This is a genomic window from Ruegeria sp. CDSC025 (assembly GCF_059610805.1).
Genome location: NZ_JBXWOJ010000010.1, coordinates 82,521 through 99,771 on the forward strand (window position 1 = coordinate 82,521; position 17,251 = coordinate 99,771).

Annotated in this window: 16 protein-coding genes; 10 read left to right on the forward strand and 6 right to left on the reverse strand. The window is 54.3% G+C overall.

Annotation, left to right across the window (positions count from 1 at the left end; translation table 11 throughout):
* Nucleotides 1-255: 255 nt before the first annotated feature.
* The 5 genes from yghX to AC2FH8_RS14805 all read right to left on the reverse strand — a co-directional run bounded on the left by yghX (nt 256) and on the right by AC2FH8_RS14805 (nt 5,148).
* The gene (yghX, locus tag AC2FH8_RS14785; RefSeq protein WP_496690116.1) at nt 256-1,143 is read right to left on the reverse strand and encodes a YghX family hydrolase; all 888 of its coding nucleotides are present in this window, start codon (nt 1,141-1,143) and stop codon (nt 256-258) included.
* A gap of 90 nt (nt 1,144-1,233) precedes the next feature.
* Nucleotides 1,234-2,757 (reverse strand): malonate--CoA ligase, encoded by a 1,524-nt coding sequence (locus AC2FH8_RS14790; RefSeq protein ID WP_282027872.1) that lies wholly within the window; start codon nt 2,755-2,757, stop codon nt 1,234-1,236.
* Complete coding sequence (locus tag AC2FH8_RS14795; RefSeq protein WP_281995628.1) at nt 2,754-4,052, reverse strand: malonyl-CoA decarboxylase; 1,299 nt, start codon at nt 4,050-4,052, stop codon at nt 2,754-2,756. Before AC2FH8_RS14795 ends, AC2FH8_RS14790 begins: the two co-directional genes overlap by 4 nt.
* Before the next feature lies 1 nt (nt 4,053).
* The gene (locus tag AC2FH8_RS14800) at nt 4,054-4,719 is read right to left on the reverse strand and encodes a GntR family transcriptional regulator (RefSeq protein ID WP_281995629.1); all 666 of its coding nucleotides are present in this window, start codon (nt 4,717-4,719) and stop codon (nt 4,054-4,056) included.
* Between the two features lie 42 nt (nt 4,720-4,761).
* On the reverse strand, nt 4,762-5,148 hold the full coding sequence (locus tag AC2FH8_RS14805) for a YciI family protein (protein ID WP_281995630.1): 387 nt from the start codon (nt 5,146-5,148) through the stop codon (nt 4,762-4,764).
* A gap of 84 nt (nt 5,149-5,232) precedes the next feature.
* Here AC2FH8_RS14805 and AC2FH8_RS14810 point away from each other — a divergent pair, with 84 nt between their 5' ends.
* The 9 genes from AC2FH8_RS14810 to AC2FH8_RS14850 all read left to right on the forward strand — a co-directional run bounded on the left by AC2FH8_RS14810 (nt 5,233) and on the right by AC2FH8_RS14850 (nt 13,089).
* Nucleotides 5,233-6,117: a fumarylacetoacetate hydrolase family protein gene (locus AC2FH8_RS14810; RefSeq protein ID WP_171211991.1), complete on the forward strand. Its 885-nt coding sequence runs from the start codon at nt 5,233-5,235 to the stop codon at nt 6,115-6,117.
* A complete protein-coding gene (locus AC2FH8_RS14815; protein WP_171211990.1) occupies nt 6,114-6,779 on the forward strand; it encodes a malonic semialdehyde reductase in 666 nt (221 codons plus the stop codon). The genes AC2FH8_RS14810 and AC2FH8_RS14815 overlap by 4 nt, the downstream gene beginning before the upstream one ends.
* A gap of 147 nt (nt 6,780-6,926) precedes the next feature.
* Nucleotides 6,927-8,000 carry a C4-dicarboxylate TRAP transporter substrate-binding protein gene (locus tag AC2FH8_RS14820; RefSeq protein WP_171211989.1) on the forward strand — a complete coding sequence of 358 codons (1,074 nt, stop codon included), beginning with the start codon at nt 6,927-6,929 and terminating at the stop codon, nt 7,998-8,000.
* Between the two features lie 30 nt (nt 8,001-8,030).
* On the forward strand, nt 8,031-8,582 hold the full coding sequence (locus tag AC2FH8_RS14825; protein WP_171211988.1) for a TRAP transporter small permease subunit: 552 nt from the start codon (nt 8,031-8,033) through the stop codon (nt 8,580-8,582).
* Nucleotides 8,579-9,883 (forward strand): TRAP transporter large permease, encoded by a 1,305-nt coding sequence (locus tag AC2FH8_RS14830; protein ID WP_281995631.1) that lies wholly within the window; start codon nt 8,579-8,581, stop codon nt 9,881-9,883. The genes AC2FH8_RS14825 and AC2FH8_RS14830 overlap by 4 nt, the downstream gene beginning before the upstream one ends.
* Before the next feature lie 10 nt (nt 9,884-9,893).
* Nucleotides 9,894-10,760, forward strand: coding sequence for a dioxygenase family protein (locus tag AC2FH8_RS14835; protein WP_171126188.1), 867 nt, complete (start codon nt 9,894-9,896; stop codon nt 10,758-10,760).
* A gap of 12 nt (nt 10,761-10,772) precedes the next feature.
* Nucleotides 10,773-11,588 carry an amidohydrolase family protein gene (locus AC2FH8_RS14840; protein ID WP_217360844.1) on the forward strand — a complete coding sequence of 272 codons (816 nt, stop codon included), beginning with the start codon at nt 10,773-10,775 and terminating at the stop codon, nt 11,586-11,588.
* A complete protein-coding gene (locus AC2FH8_RS14845; RefSeq protein ID WP_171211985.1) occupies nt 11,585-11,962 on the forward strand; it encodes a hypothetical protein in 378 nt (125 codons plus the stop codon). The genes AC2FH8_RS14840 and AC2FH8_RS14845 overlap by 4 nt, the downstream gene beginning before the upstream one ends.
* 134 nt (nt 11,963-12,096) lie before the next feature.
* Nucleotides 12,097-13,089 (forward strand): cytochrome-c peroxidase, encoded by a 993-nt coding sequence (locus AC2FH8_RS14850; protein WP_496690117.1) that lies wholly within the window; start codon nt 12,097-12,099, stop codon nt 13,087-13,089.
* Here the strand turns inward: AC2FH8_RS14850 and AC2FH8_RS14855 are convergent.
* Nucleotides 13,076-14,239 (reverse strand): pyridoxal-phosphate-dependent aminotransferase family protein, encoded by a 1,164-nt coding sequence (locus AC2FH8_RS14855; RefSeq protein ID WP_281995633.1) that lies wholly within the window; start codon nt 14,237-14,239, stop codon nt 13,076-13,078. The genes AC2FH8_RS14850 and AC2FH8_RS14855 overlap by 14 nt on opposite strands.
* 167 nt (nt 14,240-14,406) lie before the next feature.
* Between AC2FH8_RS14855 and AC2FH8_RS14860 the strand changes: the two genes are divergently transcribed.
* Nucleotides 14,407-17,250, forward strand: coding sequence for an FAD-binding and (Fe-S)-binding domain-containing protein (locus AC2FH8_RS14860; protein ID WP_281995634.1), 2,844 nt, complete (start codon nt 14,407-14,409; stop codon nt 17,248-17,250).
* Nucleotide 17,251: the final 1 nt, after the last annotated feature.

Consider the following 17,251-nt stretch of genomic DNA (forward strand, 5'->3'; position numbering starts at 1 on the left):
GATAGTGTGCTTAACCCGCAGATAAGCTGAACACCTAACGATGGATCGCTTCACCTAAATCTGCTTCGACATTACTTTCCAATCGTTTCAACACCAAAAAAATATCCAATGTTTGGGATAGTAGGCCAAGACCTGGTCGCGGAAACGCAGTCTGCGAAAGTCAAATTTCTAAGGCCACTGAGGGCTCGGCTAAGATGAACCTTGGGTTGGGACGTAGCTATGAAAACACAATGCTCGCTTCGCTGTACACTGTAGTTACTTCAGATAAGTGTTGAACCAATCAATGGTGCGGTCCCAGGCTAGGTTTGCCATTTCCTCGTCATAACGAGGCGTGCTGTCGTTATGAAAACCGTGGTTGGCATTTTCGTAGATGTAGGCCTCGTAAACTTTTCCGTTGGATTGCAGAGCGGCTTCAAAATCCGGCCAACCTGCGTTGATGTGCTCATCAAGCTCTCCCATCTGAATTAGTAACGGCGCTTGAATTTTGGCTACATCCTCAGCTGCTGGCTGGCGACCATAGAACGGCACGCCTGCGGCCAGTTCCGGGTAGGCCACGGCAATTGCACTGACTACACCGCCGCCATAGCAGAAACCCACTGCTCCGACCTTTCCGGTGCTGTCATCTCGGTTCAACAGGTATTCAAACCCATTGAAGAAATCGTTCATCAACTCGACACGGTCCACTGTCTTTTGCAACTCGCGCCCATCGGCGTCGTTGCCCGGGTAGCCGCCAACCGATGTCAGGCCGTCGGGGGCCAACGCCATAAATCCGGCTTTTGCCAACCTGCGCGTCACATCCTCGATGTAAGGATTCAAACCGCGGTTTTCGTGGATCACCAGCACCCCAGGTAGGGGCTCTTCAACGCCAGCGGGCCGGACAAGATACCCTCGGACATCACCGGTTCCATTGGGTGACGGATAGGTAATGTAGTCTGCGTGGATATCGGGATCGTTGAATGACACTTGCTGAGCCATCGCATAATTCGGGCTGAGCATGTTCAGCAACGCAACCGCTGTCACGCCGCCGACCGCGAACTTTCCGGCGCGATCCAGGAATTGGCGCTTGGTGATCTTGCCGTGCGCGTAAAAGTCGTACAGGTCCAGAAGTTCCTGGTCGAAGTCTTTTGCCGTCATGCGGGTCATTATGAATCTCCTAATGAGTTTGGCAGTCTGAAGGGGAGGGTAGTATCCGATCTGAAAGTCTTTATTTGATTGAGCGTCTGGATGGGCTTACTAAGATTCTGCCGGCGACAGTTCCATGTCCGCGTACCGTTCGCGCAGCACGTTCTTTTGAACTTTTCCCATAGTGTTTCGCGGCAATTTCGAGACGAATTCGTAGCGGCGCGGATGTTTGAAGCGCGACAGCTTGTCCCTGATGGTCTCAGCAATCTGATCCGCTTCAAGTTTTACGCTTGGCTCAATAACCAGAGCGGCGATGATTGCTTCACCAAAATCGTTGTCGGGGACGCCGAAAACCGCCGATTCCAGAACACCGTCGATGTCGTTCAGTATCTCTTCAATTTCTTTGGGATACACGTTGTAACCCCCGGTAATGATCAAGTCTTTCGACCGCCCCACAATCGATAGATAGCTGTCCTCACTGAATTGGCCCAAGTCCCCGGTGATGAAGAACCCGTTCTCTCGTAACTCTTCGGCGGTTTTCTCGGGCATCTGCCAATAGCCTTTGAACACGTTGGGGCCGCGGACTTCGATCATTCCAACTTCGCCCGGGGGAAGTGGTTCTCCGGTTTTCGTATGTGTGACGATCACCTCGATGCCGGGCAGTGCCATGCCAACAGTTCCCGCGCGACGTTCGCCACTATAGGGGTTAGAGGTGTTCATGTTCGTCTCGGTCATGCCATAGCGCTCAAGTATTCGGTGGCCGGTGCGCGTTTCGAATGCCTGATGGGTTTCGGCAAGCAGGGGGGCAGAGCCCGAGACGAACAGGCGCATGTTCCCTGTGATCTCTTTTGTGAACCGGTCGTCTGCCAACAGTCTGGTATAGAAAGTGGGAACCCCCATCAAAAGGGTCGACTTGGGCAATTCATCCAGGATGGCGCCGAGGTCGAACTTTTGCATAAGGCGAACTCTGGCACCGGCGAGTAGTGACGTATTCATCGCCACGAAAAGCCCGTGCGTGTGAAAGATCGGCAGCGCGTGAACCAAGCGATCGTCGTTTGTGATACCCCACAGACCAACAAGAGCTTGGGCGTTGGACAATAGGTTTTGATGGCTCAGCATTGCGCCTTTGGAACGGCCTGTTGTGCCTGATGTGTAGAGCAACGCGGCAAGATCGTCCGGAGCGCGATCCACGGTTTCGAAGACGCAGGGCTGCGCGTCGGCCTCGCTGCTCAGGCTAGGGTAAACGCCGCCGAGTGTTCGCAGCTTTGCCCCAGACCGAGCCGCCAATTTTCCGACTTCAATTTCGTCTCTGCTATCGCAAACGATCATCGAAGGTTGGGCATCAGAGATGAAATAGTCCAACTCTGCCAAAGTGTAGGCAGTGTTAAGCGGCAGATAGACTGCACCTGCCTGTACCGAAGCGGCGTAGAGGGCAATCGTATCGGCCAACTTGGGCGCTTGCACAACGATGCGATCGCCTGGTGAAACGCCGTTGTTTTGCAAAACATGCGCGACCTGCGCGGTGCGCTTCAAAAACGCGTCATAGGACACAACCTGGTCATCGTCGAATTGCAGGAACGGAGCCTCGTTGCCCTCATGCCGGGCAAACAGGCTGTCGTATAGAGTGTTGGTCACGCGGTATTTTCCCTTGGCTTGGTCGCAAGCGCAGCGGTTGAGGCCGCGCGAACAGAACGCGAGGCTTCGATCGTCGCATGTGTCGCGAACTCTTCGTGATGACGTTCTGTTTTGTTTAAATCGTACAGGTAGTTCACCATCGCACCGCCGGATTGTGATCGTCCGTTCGGTGACAAATCGGCTTCGGCGTGCAACTCGTGCAACTCGGCACCGTTTCCGAGGTGAAAGCGGGCCACGGGATCCAACGGCATCCCATCCTCGCGCTTGGCGAACAACAGGTACCGGGCGGCCATTGCGCGCAAATCTTGCGGCGAGGTTGTTGCCGCAAGTACGGCCTCGGCGGCGTGGCCGTGCTCAGGATTGTCTGTTTCGCCCTCTAGCCAACGGTTCAGTCCTGGTATCGGCGACAAGGTCACAAATGTATCAAGCCCCTCAAGTTCTCGCGACAGCTCAGTTACAACCTGTTTGATCAACAGATTGCCAAAGCTGATACCGGTTAAACCTTTCTGGCAATTCGAGATAGAGTAGAACGCCGCGACTTTCGCTTGTTCGGTTTCGATCGGTTCCCGATCTTCGGACAAAAGCGCATCGATTGCGTCTGGAACTTCAGCCGTCAGAGCAACTTCGACAAAAATCAGCGGCTCATCTGGCATCGAAGGATGGAAGAATGCAAAGCAACGACGATCCGGCGGGTAGAGCCTGCGTCGCAGATCATCCAGATCGTTGATTTGATGGACCGCTTCGTAGGCAACGATCTTGTCCAAAACGCGGGCAGGGGTATCCCAACTGATTTGTTTGAGGACAAGAAAGCCCCGATTGAACCAACTTCTCAGCAAATGAACGAAATCAATATCTGTTCGTTTGAGCTCGGGGTTGGATTTAAGAAAGCGCAATAAGTCAACGCGCATTGCTACGAGTTCTTGTGTCGCGCCGGATGGTTGGTTCAATCGGCGCAACAACTCTTGCCGTTTGGGTTCCGCGAATTCGCTAAGCTTTTGATATAAATTGACACTTCTGTCGTTTGCATAGAGGCTTGCCACTTCGGCAAGCTGATCCGCGTCCAGCTCAAGTTGGTCATTCAAATAGGCAAAAAACTCCAATTTCTCGGGGTCTTCTAAGGTCTGGTACCGATCAAGAATTGTGGAGCCGAGGGTGAAGCCCGATACTTCGCCTTCTGCGGACAACAAGGCCTCACAAAGCTCTGCAATGGATCGATAGTCATCGTTGCCGCGCTTTTTGCCGGGACGATCGAACAGCTGATTCAGCAGATCGCCCAGAAACCAGTTCCGCTGCATTTCAGGACTCCATCTGACTGCTCAGGTACTCACCCGTTCGGCGGTAGTGGTTGAGCAAGTGCTGGGTCGCGCCGTCTGCATCGTGGTCGAGTGCGGCATCCAGGATTTGCTGGTGTTCGGCAGCGATATCGCGCTTTTTGTAACTGGGCCCTCCCGCCGCCAGATAACGATAGCGAATGTTGAGGTCATAAAGCTGCGAGCAATACCGTAGCAGCAACGGCAGTTTTGCATTTTCCAACAAGGCCATATGAAACACTTTGTGGGCGTCTTCGAAGTCTGGTGCACTCTTTTGACTGGCCTTTTTCATATGGTGATGCCGCAAAACAAGCCTGTCCTCCCAAGCTCCATCTGCATTAGCGATGGAAGCGCGCAGCGCTGTTTCCTCGAGGTTGCATCGGAGCAACAGTATTTCCTCGAAGTTGGATTTGCTGACTGGCGCCGCCCGAAATCCGCGCTGATCAATCCGCTCGACCAGCATGTCAGACGTCAGGAGGCTAAGCGCCTCCCGAACCGGGCTTGCGCCCGTATCCAGAAGGCCACGGAGTTGTTCGATCTTGAGCTTCTGTCCGGGCGGCAACTCGCCTGTGAGGATCATATCGCGCAGCCGTCGATACGCACCATGAGTGGCTGATTTCTCTTTGCCCTCGGTATCAAGCATGACGTCCATATCCGACTTTTCCTCTTTGAATGCGCAATCTTTGAAGTGCTTTTAACTGAGGGCGCTTGTTCCGGTCGATAGACCGACTGTCAGGTTCAGTGAGCCTTCGTTGATCATCCAGCGCCGAAGAACAAAACTGCGCGCCCCGCTTTTATGCATCGGGTCGTCCTCGGCTAGATTTCGAGCGACCTCAAGGCTGTCGGCGCGGTAGATGATCAGGCCCATTCCCTGCATATGCTCACCGGTTTCATCCGACATTGGTCCGGCAAAAGCCAGCTGACCCGAACGTTCAAGCTGCGCCTGATATGCCAAGTGATCAGGAAGTGACGCCTTCACGTCTTCGGGCGCTTTGGCAGGCGTGCTGTGTGCAACGTAAAGCTCCAAAGCAAGTGCGCCGCGGCTCTGTGCTTCTGATTTGTAGTCTGCCCAGGCAACCATCTGCGCCCTCCAATAAAATCGATATTAATTGACATATGGCAAAATAATCGGCAAAAATCAAGCAAACTGATATGGATGATGAAAATGAAATACCTAGTGGGAGAGACTTTGGAAGGTACCGCGGTGTTTGCCGTGAACGGCGAAAAAGCAGTAAATTTAACGGCTTTGGACTCTGGTGTCGGCACAGATCTGATGGGGTTGATTGCCGATCCTGGTTTGAGCGACTCACTGGCCGATAAAATCTCAGCAGCGGTGCCTGTGCCAGTCTCGACTATCACGCCGGCATTGCCGGTGGCCGCCCCCGGCACCATTGTTTGCATGGGATTGAACTATACCGACCATATCAAAGAAGGTGGATACGACATTCCCGCGTACCCAACGCTATTCATGCGCGGAAAGAACTCAATCATGGCGGCTGGCAAACCCATGGTGCGACCGGCGGCTTCCGAGCATTTCGATTATGAAGCGGAATTGATGCTGATCGTTGGGAAACGCGGTCGCCATATCTCGGAAGAAAAGGCGCTGGATCATGTGTTTGGTTATACCGTTTTCAACGATGGTTCGGTGCGGGACTATCAGCGCAAAACGGTTCAGTGGACACCGGGTAAGAACTTTGACGACACGGGCGCAATTGGCCCCTTCACCGTGACTCAGGATGAGTTGCCCGAAGGCGCTTCGGGCCTCAAGATCGAAAGCCGCGTTGGCGATGAGGTTCTTCAAAGTTCGAATACCGCCAACATGATCTGGGGTGTCCGCCAGGTGATCGCGACAATTTCGGAATTCATGACTCTGGAACCGGGAGATCTGGTTGCATTGGGAACACCGCCGGGCGTGGGCCACGCCAAAAAACCCGACCCTCGCTGGTTGAAGCCAGGCGAAACCGTTGAAGTCGAGATCGAAGGTATCGGCGTCTGTTCCAGCCCGATCGTGGACGAAAAAGACAACAGGTCAAAGGTGGCAGCAGAATGAGCGCACCGACCGGGGCAGAGCTGGAGGCACTTCGCGCCAAGGCGCAGCAAGATCATCGCGAACTGCGCGCGCGCATTCCTCGTCTGTCGGATGACGCAATCGCCTTGATTCTGCGCGAGTCACGGTCGCACTATGCGTGGACAAACAAGCCGGTTTCCGACGAGTTGCTTGAAGAGGTTTACGACATCACGATCAGCGGCGCGACCAGTATGAATACACTGCCTGCGCGGTTCATTTTCGTGAAAAGTGCCGAGGGCAAAGAGCGGCTTGCCAAGTCTTTGAAGCCAAAGAACGTGCCAAAGATGATGGGCGCGCCAGTCACGGCCATAATTGCCCACGACATGGAGTTCTGGAAGGAACTGCCCTTCCTTTTCCCACACGAAGATCGTCGGCCGTTGTTCGAAAATAATCCCGATTACGTGGCCGATACGGCGTTTCGCAATGGTACGCTTCAGGGCGCCTACTTCATGATCGCGGCACGGGCCGTTGGGTTGGACGTTGGTGCCATGTCAGGCTTTTCGAACAAGATTGTCGACGAGGAGTTCTTTGCAGGAACCACCCTCAAATCGAACTTTCTGTGCAATCTAGGTTACGCCGATGAAACGGGTTTGTTTCACAAACTGCCGCGATTTCCGTTCGACAGGGTTTGTTCTTATGCATGAGGAAATGACGCAAGTGGGAGGCCAATCGGCCAAGTACTTTGCCGTCGCAATGCTGCGCAAATCCGTTGGTGTGGAAAGGACTGACTGCCGGGGTTCAAGGCGAACAAATAAAGGGCAACAAGATCAAACTTTCTGGGAGGAGAGATAATGAAAAACTGGACCAAGTGCAGTCTACTGGGTGTTGCCGTGGCAAGCACTATGGCACTGTCAGTCGCAGCGGAAGAGACCATTTCAGCTGTCGTAATTGATGGTTACCCAGACCGGGCCTTGTGGGTTAAAGAATTCACAAACTTCTTTATTCCTGAAGTGGATAAGCGGTTGGCCGAGTCCGGCAATTACAAGATGAACTGGCAGGAGAACTATGGCGGTTCTATTGTAAAACCCAAAGGTGTTCTGGAGGGCGTACAGTTGGGTTTGGGCGACATTGGCATCGTCACAACCATCTTCCATTCGTCCAAGCTGCCCAGCCAGGGGATCTCGGGCTCGACACCATTCGTCGCGTCGGATGCTCGCGCGGTGGCCAAGGCGGTCGACGAGATCGCGCGAGAATACCCGGCGATGCAGAATGAGTTCGCTGCGCAAAATCAGGTCTATCTGGCAACAGGCGTTGTGCTCGACACATATCAGATGTTCTGCTCAGAGCCGGTCGAGAAAGTTGCAGACCTTGAAGGACGCAAGATCGCGGGTGCTGGTTTGAACCTGCGCTATCTCGAGGGTATCAAGGACGCGGCTGGCGTTCGCGGTGGCCTTACAGATTTCTACAACATGGTCCAAACCGGCCTCGTCGATTGCGTAATGATTTGGCCGGAAGCTTCCAAGACGTTCAAAATCGTCGAAGTGGCCCCTTACATGTTGAAGGCAGACCTTGGTGCGGTGAATACAAAAACAGTCACCGTCAATGCCGACTACTGGGCGAGTCTGCCCGATGAGGTCAAAGAAGTACTACAGGCCGTGGCTATTGACTACCGTGACCATGTGGCAGGCATTGCGATGGACCGAGCCGCAGCGTCACGAGATGCCTTTGTAGAAGCTGGCGGATCGATCATTGAAATCTCGGATGAAGACCGCGCCGCGTGGGCAAATGCTATGCCCAATGTTGCGCAGGAATGGGCTGCAACGCTTAACGAAAACGGCGAACAGGGCACAGAGATGCTAGCCGCTTATCTGAGCAAGCTTCAGGGCGCCGGATTCACTGGTGTGCGCGACTGGACGGTCAAATAACCTTTCGGCGACCTGAGAAAGGGGCCTTACATGCTGAAGACTGCTGTTGCTGTCCTGTCGCGGGTCGCCAATTCGCTTGCTATCGCCGCCAACGCATTGGGTACGCTTGTCGTCCTAGCGTTGGTGGTCATTCTGAATGTTGACGTCATTGCGCGGGGCCTGTTTTCGGCCCCACTGCGCGGAACCTACGAGATGGTGCAATTCTCGGTCGTGATGATCGTGTTCCTGCAGCTGGCCGACGTTGTCAGAGTGGATCGATTGACGCGCTCAGATGGGTTTCTGAACCTGCTACACCATCGTCGCCCCGGTCTGACAGCCAACCTGAGGCGCATCATCAACGCCATTTCGGCAATCTTCATGGCCTTGATCGCCTATGTAACCTTCCCAGAATTTCTTCACATGTGGGAAACACAGGACTACTTCGGAGTGCCCGGTCTTTTCACATTGCCTTGGTGGCCGGTCAAACTGGTCATCGCGTGCGGTACTGCGCTTGCCTGCGTGATCTTCCTGCTCAAGGTCGTCACGGCGCAGGACCGCCCGCAACTTATTCGCACCCCAGAGCATGACGAGGCCGCAGAATGACGCCGATTGAGATTGGCCTGATCTCGGTCGTTGCCATAGTCTTTCTGATTTACGCGGGGGTCTATATTCCAATTGCTTTGGGCGTGGTCTCCTTCGTGTCGATCTGGCTGATGCGGGACAACTTCACGCTTGCGCTCAACCTGCTGAAGGTTGCGGTGGGCGACAGCGCGATGGAATACAGTTTCGCGACAATCCCGCTGTTTACCTTTATGGGCCTCATCGTTTCAAAAGCGGGACTAGGGAGGGATATTTACGAGGTCATGACCATGCGATTTCGCAAGGTCAAAGGCGGTATCGGAATGGCGACCGTCGGAGCAAATGCTGTGTTTGCGGCCGTTACCGGGTCGTCCATTGCGTCCGCATCAGTGTTCACCAAGGTCTCGGTCCCGCAGATGATGGCGCAGGCATATAATCCACGTTTTGCGGTTGGGGTTGTGGCCGGGTCGTCGGTTTTGGGGATGATTATTCCACCCTCGGCGATGCTGATCATCTATTCCTTTGTCGCCGAACAGTCCGTAGGGGACATGTTTCTGGCGGGAGTTATACCCGGTATCATGCTGGCAATAGCTTATGTGGGCGCGATCTGGTTGATGGGCCGCTTTACACCTGCATTTGTGGGCGGCCGGGTCGTCGAAGACACCGAATGGATGTCCTGGCGCGAGATCGCATCCAAGACCCTGCCCACATTGTTCATTATCACGGTAGTGCTCGGTGGCATTTACACAGGATGGCTAACCGCTGTCGAGGCGGGTGCCGCTGGGGCACTGGTTGCGCTCGTGATCGCAGTCGTACGCAAGTCCATGACACCAAGAGCGTTCTGGGACGCGTTGCTGGAAACCGGTCATATTACAGCGGCGATCTTGTTCCTGATTACGGCGGCTTCGATCTATAGTCGCATGCTGGGGCTGGCCGGGCTGCCCAATCAGTTGCAGGATTTGCTCGCGGGAAATTCCGCGTCCTTTTGGTCGATCATGCTGCTCTACGTTCTCTTGATGCTTTTTCTGGGAACTTTGCTCGATACAGCGTCCATCATTCTGATCGTCGTCCCGCTGTTCCTGCCCATGGCCGAAGCCCTGGACATGTCGTTTATTTGGTTTGGCATTATCACTGTGGTCGGCGCCGAAATCGGGCTTTTGACCCCGCCTTTGGGCATATCTTGCTTCGTCATCAAATCGACGATCAACGATGACCGAATATCGCTCAAGGATGTGTTCATGGGCGCACTTCCCTTTGCGTTCGTGATGCTGATCGTTCTGTTTATTCTGATCGAGTTCCCGATCCTCAGCCTTGCCCTGATTTAAGGAGGCACAGATGCGCTCTGTCACCAAAGATAATATCACCGACGTGTTCATGGGATACCTGTCCAAGGACACCGATCCGCGGATGCGCGAAATCATGGGGTCACTTGTCAAACACCTTCATGACTTCGCGCGCGAAACCAACCTGACGCATGACGAATGGCGCGCTGGGATTGCGTTTCTCGAGGGCTGTGCCGCTGTGGAAACCGAGGACCGGCACGAGTTTGTGCTGGCGTCGGACGTGCTGGGCCTGTCTTCTTTGGTGGACATGCTGCATTCAAGTCCAGACGCAACAAGTTCGTCGGTGTTGGGCCCGTTTCATGTATCCGGCGCACCTCCGCTGCCCATGGGTGGGGATATGAAACGACACTACGGCGGGTCGGTTCTGCTTGCTGAAGGCATCATTCGGGACACAGCGGGCAATCCCATTGCAGGAGCAGAACTCGACATCTGGCAAACGGCACCCAACGGCCTCTACGCCAGTCAGGATGAAGAACAGGACACCTACTCTTTCCACGGGCTGATGACAGTTGGTGACGATGGCAGATACGCGTTCACCACAGTAAAGCCAGTTGAATACACTGTGCCGTCTGACGGGCCAGTTGGCGATATTCTGCGTGCTTGCGGTCGCCATCCGTGGAGGCCCTCACACCTGCACTTTATCGTCAAAGCCCCCGGCTATCGCTCACTCGTGACCGAGATTTTTCCGGACGACGATCCCTATCTGGATCAGGATACGGTCTTTGGTGTTCGAGACGATCTGGTGATGACGTATGTTGAACGACCAGCTTCGGAATTTCCCGATGACATGGCACTTTCTGGTAGGATCACTGAACCTTACCTGCACGTGAATTTCGACGTCACGCTTGCTCGGGACTGAACGCTATGGAGGATGCTTGAAGTGCTAAAATACATATTCATTGTATATGCAGCGCTAGTCAGCGGAGTGGCCATCGCCGATGAGCGACCGATTTTCGATGCACATATTCACTACAGCCATGATGCCGTGAAACTGGTTCCGCCCGAACAAGTGGCCAAAATCCTGCGGGATGCAGGCGTGCGGAAAGCCCTGGTTTCCAGCTCGGACGATAGCGGAACGCAACTGCTTTTGGCTGCAGCGCCGGACATCGTTGTTCCGGCACTTCGTCCCTATCGTCGTCGCGGTGAGATCAACACCTGGATGCACGACGAAACAGTAATCGATTATCTGGAAGCAAATCTGTCGAAGAACGACTACGAAGCCATCGGCGAGTTTCACGCCTATGGGGACGATATCAAAACGCCGGTTATCCAGCGTATGATCGCACTGGCGAAGGAACGGAACTTAATTCTGCACCATCACGGTGATCGCGACGCGGTTGACCTGATCTTCGAAACCTGGCCGGAGGCTCGGGTACTGTGGGCACATTCTGGCTTTGACGATCCAGGAAAGGTTGTCGACGCTTTGAATGCGTATCCCCGGCTTTGGGCCGATCTGGCGTTCCGTTCCGACATGGTCTCGCGGGGCCGTGTCGATCCGGATTGGCAAGCTGCGTTCGAAGCGCATCCTGATCGGTTTATGGTCGGTACCGATACATTTGCGCCGGAGCGCTGGTATTACGTCGGCCCGCATGCAGAATTTTCACGCGAATGGCTGGATTTGCTTCCAGACCAGATAGCGGACAACATTGCCTATGCCAACGCAGAACGATTGCTGGCAACAAAATGATCCGCTGGCTCGTCTGGTTTCTGGTATCTTCCGGCGCTGCCGTCGCTTGTGAGGCGACCGGGCAACGGATGGGTTCTGAAATTCAGAACGCGCCTGCTGTGCATTTGACTGTCAACGAAATTCCGTTGGCTCAACCGTTTTCAATACTCCTCACTGTGTGCAGCGAAATTACCGTGATTGATATGCGCGTCGATGCAATCATGCCTGCTCACCAACACGGGATGAACTACCTTCCAGTCGTCACTGCAAAAGGCGACGGTGTGTTCCGTGTTGATGATATGCTGTTTCACATGCCGGGTATGTGGGAGCTTCAAGTGGACGTCGAATACAAAGGGCAATCGGTATCCTACACCTTTGACATTGCGCTGAAATGAAGTTGTGGGTGACAGCTGCGCTAGTCTTACTGACGAGTTCGGTGCGTGCAGAAGTCCTATTGTCAGAAGATGAAATCCAACAAACGCTGTCCTTTGGGCCGTGGCCACCATCATTCCAACCTGATCCAAGCAACATGGTTTCAAACGATCCCCGAGCGATTGCGCTGGGCGCAGCGCTTTTCGACCATCCGGTGTTGTCGATTGATGGTGCATTTGCCTGTGCAAGTTGTCACGACCCCGAGCAGGCACTCACCAACTCCGAGGCACGAACATTCGGTCGCGTGATTTTGGATCGGAATACGCCATCACTGCGAAATCTGGCAGGTCTGCGATGGTACGGGTGGGGCGGAAAGAGCGATAATCTGTGGGCTGCCAGCTTGCATCCGATCATTGAAGAACAAGAGATGGCGCACAGCAAAGAAAGCCTAATGAGAGCCATTTCCGAGAGTACGCACATTGAAGATTTTGAGGTCATTTTTGGCGATGTTCAAAGCCAAGACACAGAGCAGGTCTTGGTAAACATTGCCAAAGCCCTATCAGCTTACCTGGAAACGCGGGTAACCGAGCGGACACAATTTGACGATTTTCGCGACGCGTTGGAGCGCAGCGATCTGGCAGAGGCTGCGAACTACCCCGAAGCTGCCCAGCGAGGGCTTCAGCTCTTCTTGGGGCGCGGGAATTGCGCGTTCTGCCATAATGGCCCGAGATTTTCCAACAACGAATTCCACGACGCGGGCGTGCCATATTTTCTGAGTGAAACCGAAGTCGACGATGGCCGGTTCGGAGGGCTGAACTTCTTGCTCTCCAGCCCTTACACATTGGACGGAGACTGGACTGACGATCCGGAAAAGCAAGGCGCGTGGGCGGTCCGAAATGTACGAAGGAGCCATTCCGATTTTGGAACCTTTCGTACGCCCAGCCTTCGAGGTGTAGCCGAAACCGCCCCCTATATGCATGACGGCAGCCTGGATGATCTGGACGCCGTGGTCCGACACTATAACGAAATTGATATAGAAAGGCTTCACGCCGATGGCGAAGCCATACTCTCTGAACTGAATTTATCCGAGCAGGAGATTGCAGACCTGGTTGAGTTTTTGGAGACTCTGTCCGGCGTTACGCGGCCTTGAGATACTCCAATGCAGCCTGAGTACCGCCTGTAGTGTGCGGCACGCCGCTTTTGGCGAGTCCCATTTCTACGCCTGAGAGTGTGCCGATCAACATCAGGTCGTTGAAATCGCCTAAGTGACCTATTCGGAATACCTTGTCGGCTACTTTGGATAGACCATTTCCGAGTGAGATATCATAGTGCTCCAGCGCCGTCGCACGAAAGGCATCAGCAGAATGTCCCTCAGGCACTTTGACAGCGGTCAGTACGCCTGACTCCTGACCTTGGCGGGCACACAATACCTCAAGCCCCCATGCTTGCACGGCAGCTCGAGTCGCGGCTCCGTGGCGGGCATGACGAGCGAATACGTTCTCCAGCCCCTCCTCGTGCAACATATCGATGGCCTCATTCAATCCATAGATAAGATTGGTGCCAGGGGTATAAGGGAAGAACCCTTTCTGGTTCGGCTCGACCATATCCTGCCAATTCCAATAGCTGCGTGGCATGGTCACGGATTTTGAATGTTCCAGAGCACGATCGCTCACAGCGTTGAAGCTGAGACCCGGCGGTAGCATCATCCCTTTTTGCGAACCGGAGACACAGACATCTACGCCCCATTCGTCGAACCTAAGATCGATCGATGCAAGGCCAGAGATTGAATCAACCAAAAGAAGGGCAGGGTGTTTCGCCGTGTCTATTGCCCTGCGCACTTCCTCAATAGGCGAGACTGACCCGGTAGAAGTTTCATTGTGGACGACGCATACCGCCTTGATCTCGTGCTGACTGTCCGCGCGCAAGCGGTCTTCTATCTGATTGGGGTCCGCACCGCCACGCCAATCCCCTTCAATCAACTCTGGCTGTAACCCAATTTTTTCAGCCAAGTTGCACCACATGAATGCGAAATGTCCTGTTTCGTACATGAGAACATTTCCGCCCGGCGACACTGTATTCACAAGCGCAGCTTCCCACGCGCCTGTACCGGATGAAGGATAGATAAAGACGTTTTGTTCTGTCTTGAAAATTGTTTTCATCCCAGAGAGGGCTTTGTGGCCTACTTCTGCAAAATCTGGCCCCCGGTGATCGATGGTCTGCATGCTTATGGCCTTCAGGATGCGTTCCGGCACGGCACTTGGCCCTGGGATTTGCAAAAAATGTCTGCCCGCCTGGCGCATTTGAACTGATCCTTCCGCTGGCGCCGAAACAGTGGCGCAATTACCTATTGGCAAAAGTTAATTATGAATTCATTATTCAGTCAACGGTGAAGTGAAGCTTCTAATTGGCTAGTTGGGAAGGGAAGGCGAACCCGATGCTTGAGAATGGATCGTTGCATCGCCGACTGATGTCTGACGTCCAAGGCGAGGTGATGGCTGACTCGGCATCACGCGCACGATACTCGACTGACGCTTCGATCTATCAGAGGATGCCGGACGCCGTGGTCATTCCCCGAAACAAAGAGGACGTGCAGGCCGTGATGTCTGTAGCGCGCGACGAAGGATGCTCCGTTCTTCCGCGCGGCGGCGGCACATCGCAATGTGGGCAAACGGTCAATCAAAGCGTTATCTTAGACAACACCAAGCACTTGAATCGTATTCTTGACGTGGACGTTGAGAACCGTGTCGCGCGTGTTCAGCCCGGCGTTGTTCTGGATCAGTTGAACCAGTCACTAAAGCAATATGGCTTATGGTTTCCCGTAGACCCCTCGACCGCGTCGCGTTGCACGCTTGGAGGAATGGCTGCCAACAACTCTTCTGGTGGAAAATCCCTGCGCTACGGGATCATGCGCGATAACGTCCGTGCAATAAGTGCAATCCTCAGCGATGGTATGGAAGCACGGTTCAGCGCCGATACGACGCCATCTGGCGATTATGCCGATCTTGTTGGGGACATGCGTGCTCTGGGGCGTCGCGAGGCTGCGGAAATTGACGCCCGGTTTCCCAATCTCCAGCGTCGTGTGGGCGGGTATAACATCGATGCGCTTGTCGGCAACGACGTCAACATGTCTCATTTGCTGGTGGGGTCAGAAGGCACTCTGGCCTATTTCGCTGAATTGGAACTGAACCTTGCTCACTTGCCGGGCGAGAAAGTTGTCGGCGTGTGTCATTTCCCGACGTTCCGTGCTGCGATGGAAGCAACACAGCACCTCGTGACGCTCAAGCCGCAGGCGGTAGAATTGATCGACGACACCATGATTGCGTTGGGGAGAGATATCCCATTATTCCGCAGTACGATTGAGGCGTTTGTAGAAGGCAGCCCTGAAGCGTTGTTGTTAGTGGAATTTGCTGAGGGTAGCGCTGACGCCAATGCTGCAAAGCTTGTCGAGCTATCGCAACTGATGGGAGATCTCGGGTTTGATTTCAGTGGGACTGAAAACCGTTGGGGCGGGGTTGTATCAGTTACTGATACCAAACTGCAAAACTCGATCGCCGAATACCGAAAATCCGGGTTGAACGTTATGATGTCGATGAAGGAGGCCGGCAAGCCGATCTCTTTTGTGGAAGATTGCGCCGTCCCGTTGCCTGATCTCGCCGATTATACCGCTGGCCTGACCGAAATTTTTACCCGGCACGGCACAAAAGGGACATGGTACGCGCATGCCTCAGTCGGGTGTCTCCATGTTCGTCCTGTCCTGAACATGCGGCAGGACAAAGACGTCCGGACAATGAGGGCGATTGCCGAAGAGACCTTTGATCTAGTCAAGAGATACAAAGGGTCTCATTCAGGCGAACACGGTGATGGGATCGTGCGATCAGAGTTTCATGAAAAGATGTTCGGCCCTCGTATCGTTTCCGCGTTTGAACAGGTTAAGGCCCGGTTTGACCCTGCCGGGCTAATGAACCCCGGCAAAATCGTGCACGCGCCTGCCATGGATGATCGCCGCCTATTCCGCTACAGCCCGGACTACTCAGTTCCTGAATTCGAAACGGCGCTGGACTGGTCCGCTTGGCCGGGTGCCGGAGGAGGATTTCAGGGTGCCGTCGAGATGTGCAACAACAACGGTGCGTGTCGCAAGCTCAAGGGCGGAGTAATGTGTCCTTCCTTTCGTGCGACGAGAAACGAGCGTGATGCCACACGTGGGCGGGCAAACACGTTGCGTTTTGCCATCAGCGGGCAGTTGCCGGGTGGTTTAACTTCAGACGCAATGCAGGACACGATGGAATACTGCGTGTCTTGCAAGGCTTGTGCGCGTGAATGCCCGACTGGCGTCGATATGGCCCGCATGAAGATCGAAGTACTTTCAGCGAAGCGCAAAAAAGACGGGCTGACATTGGCTGATAAATTAATAGCTTATCTGCCGAGATATGCGCCAAAAGCTGCAAAAGTCGCGTGGTTATTGAATGCTCGGAACAAAATTGGGCCCTTGCGTACGCTGTTGGAGAAACCAACTGGAATTTCGGCGCGACGTGACCTGCCAGTGTGGTCCTCCGACCCGTTCCGGGATGTCGAGGCCCAAGACATAGATCCGCAGGTGCTTCTGTTTGCCGATGTGTTCAACCGATATTTCGAGCCAGACAATCTGCGCGCCGCTGTCCGGGTTCTGCGTGCGCTAGGGCTTCGGGTTGCCATAGCAAGAGATGACCAAACAGGAAGGCCGCTGGATTGCGGGCGCACTCTTTTGGCTGAGGGTTGCGTGGAAGAGGCGCGTCACGAGGCACAGCGTGTGATTGACGCGACGCGAGAAGCAGCTGCACAGCGCATACCGGTAGTCGGTCTCGAACCTTCTTCTATCCTCACATTCCGGGACGAATATTTGGCTCTTTGTCCGGGGCGGGATGCGGAGTTGCTATCCAAAGCCTCTCATACCTTTGAGGAGTTTCTGGCCAAACAGCCGGATCTGCCTCTCAAATCGGTAGATCGCCCCATTTATGTGCATGGTCATTGCCACCAGAAAGCACACGATGCCGTTACACCGATGCTCAACTTACTTAAGCGTATTCCCGCATCACAGGTTCACATGATCGAAAGCAGTTGTTGTGGTATGGCCGGGGCGTTTGGATACGCGCCCGGTACTATTGATGTCTCGATCAAGATGGCAGAGCTCGACCTGTTTCCAGCTTTAGACGCGGCGCCTGCGGATGCAATTGTTGTGGCGGATGGAACATCATGCCGCCACCAAATCGCCGAAGGTACGCAGCGCCAAGCGATGCACGTCGCGCGCCTGCTGGATATGGTCCTTGAATATTAGG

Coding starts and splice junctions, on each gene's coding strand:
- yghX (WP_496690116.1), bottom strand. CDS start 1,143: ATGACCCGCATGACGGCAAAAGACTTCGACCAGGAACTTCTGGACCTG.
- AC2FH8_RS14795 (WP_281995628.1), bottom strand. CDS start 4,052: ATGCAGCGGAACTGGTTTCTGGGCGATCTGCTGAATCAGCTGTTCGAT.
- AC2FH8_RS14800 (WP_281995629.1), bottom strand. CDS start 4,719: ATGGACGTCATGCTTGATACCGAGGGCAAAGAGAAATCAGCCACTCAT.
- AC2FH8_RS14805 (WP_281995630.1), bottom strand. CDS start 5,148: ATGGTTGCCTGGGCAGACTACAAATCAGAAGCACAGAGCCGCGGCGCA.
- AC2FH8_RS14810 (WP_171211991.1), top strand. CDS start 5,233: ATGAAATACCTAGTGGGAGAGACTTTGGAAGGTACCGCGGTGTTTGCC.
- AC2FH8_RS14815 (WP_171211990.1), top strand. CDS start 6,114: ATGAGCGCACCGACCGGGGCAGAGCTGGAGGCACTTCGCGCCAAGGCG.
- AC2FH8_RS14820 (WP_171211989.1), top strand. CDS start 6,927: ATGAAAAACTGGACCAAGTGCAGTCTACTGGGTGTTGCCGTGGCAAGC.
- AC2FH8_RS14825 (WP_171211988.1), top strand. CDS start 8,031: ATGCTGAAGACTGCTGTTGCTGTCCTGTCGCGGGTCGCCAATTCGCTT.
- AC2FH8_RS14830 (WP_281995631.1), top strand. CDS start 8,579: ATGACGCCGATTGAGATTGGCCTGATCTCGGTCGTTGCCATAGTCTTT.
- AC2FH8_RS14835 (WP_171126188.1), top strand. CDS start 9,894: ATGCGCTCTGTCACCAAAGATAATATCACCGACGTGTTCATGGGATAC.
- AC2FH8_RS14840 (WP_217360844.1), top strand. CDS start 10,773: ATGCTTGAAGTGCTAAAATACATATTCATTGTATATGCAGCGCTAGTC.
- AC2FH8_RS14845 (WP_171211985.1), top strand. CDS start 11,585: ATGATCCGCTGGCTCGTCTGGTTTCTGGTATCTTCCGGCGCTGCCGTC.
- AC2FH8_RS14850 (WP_496690117.1), top strand. CDS start 12,097: ATGGTTTCAAACGATCCCCGAGCGATTGCGCTGGGCGCAGCGCTTTTC.
- AC2FH8_RS14855 (WP_281995633.1), bottom strand. CDS start 14,239: ATGCGCCAGGCGGGCAGACATTTTTTGCAAATCCCAGGGCCAAGTGCC.
- AC2FH8_RS14860 (WP_281995634.1), top strand. CDS start 14,407: ATGTCTGACGTCCAAGGCGAGGTGATGGCTGACTCGGCATCACGCGCA.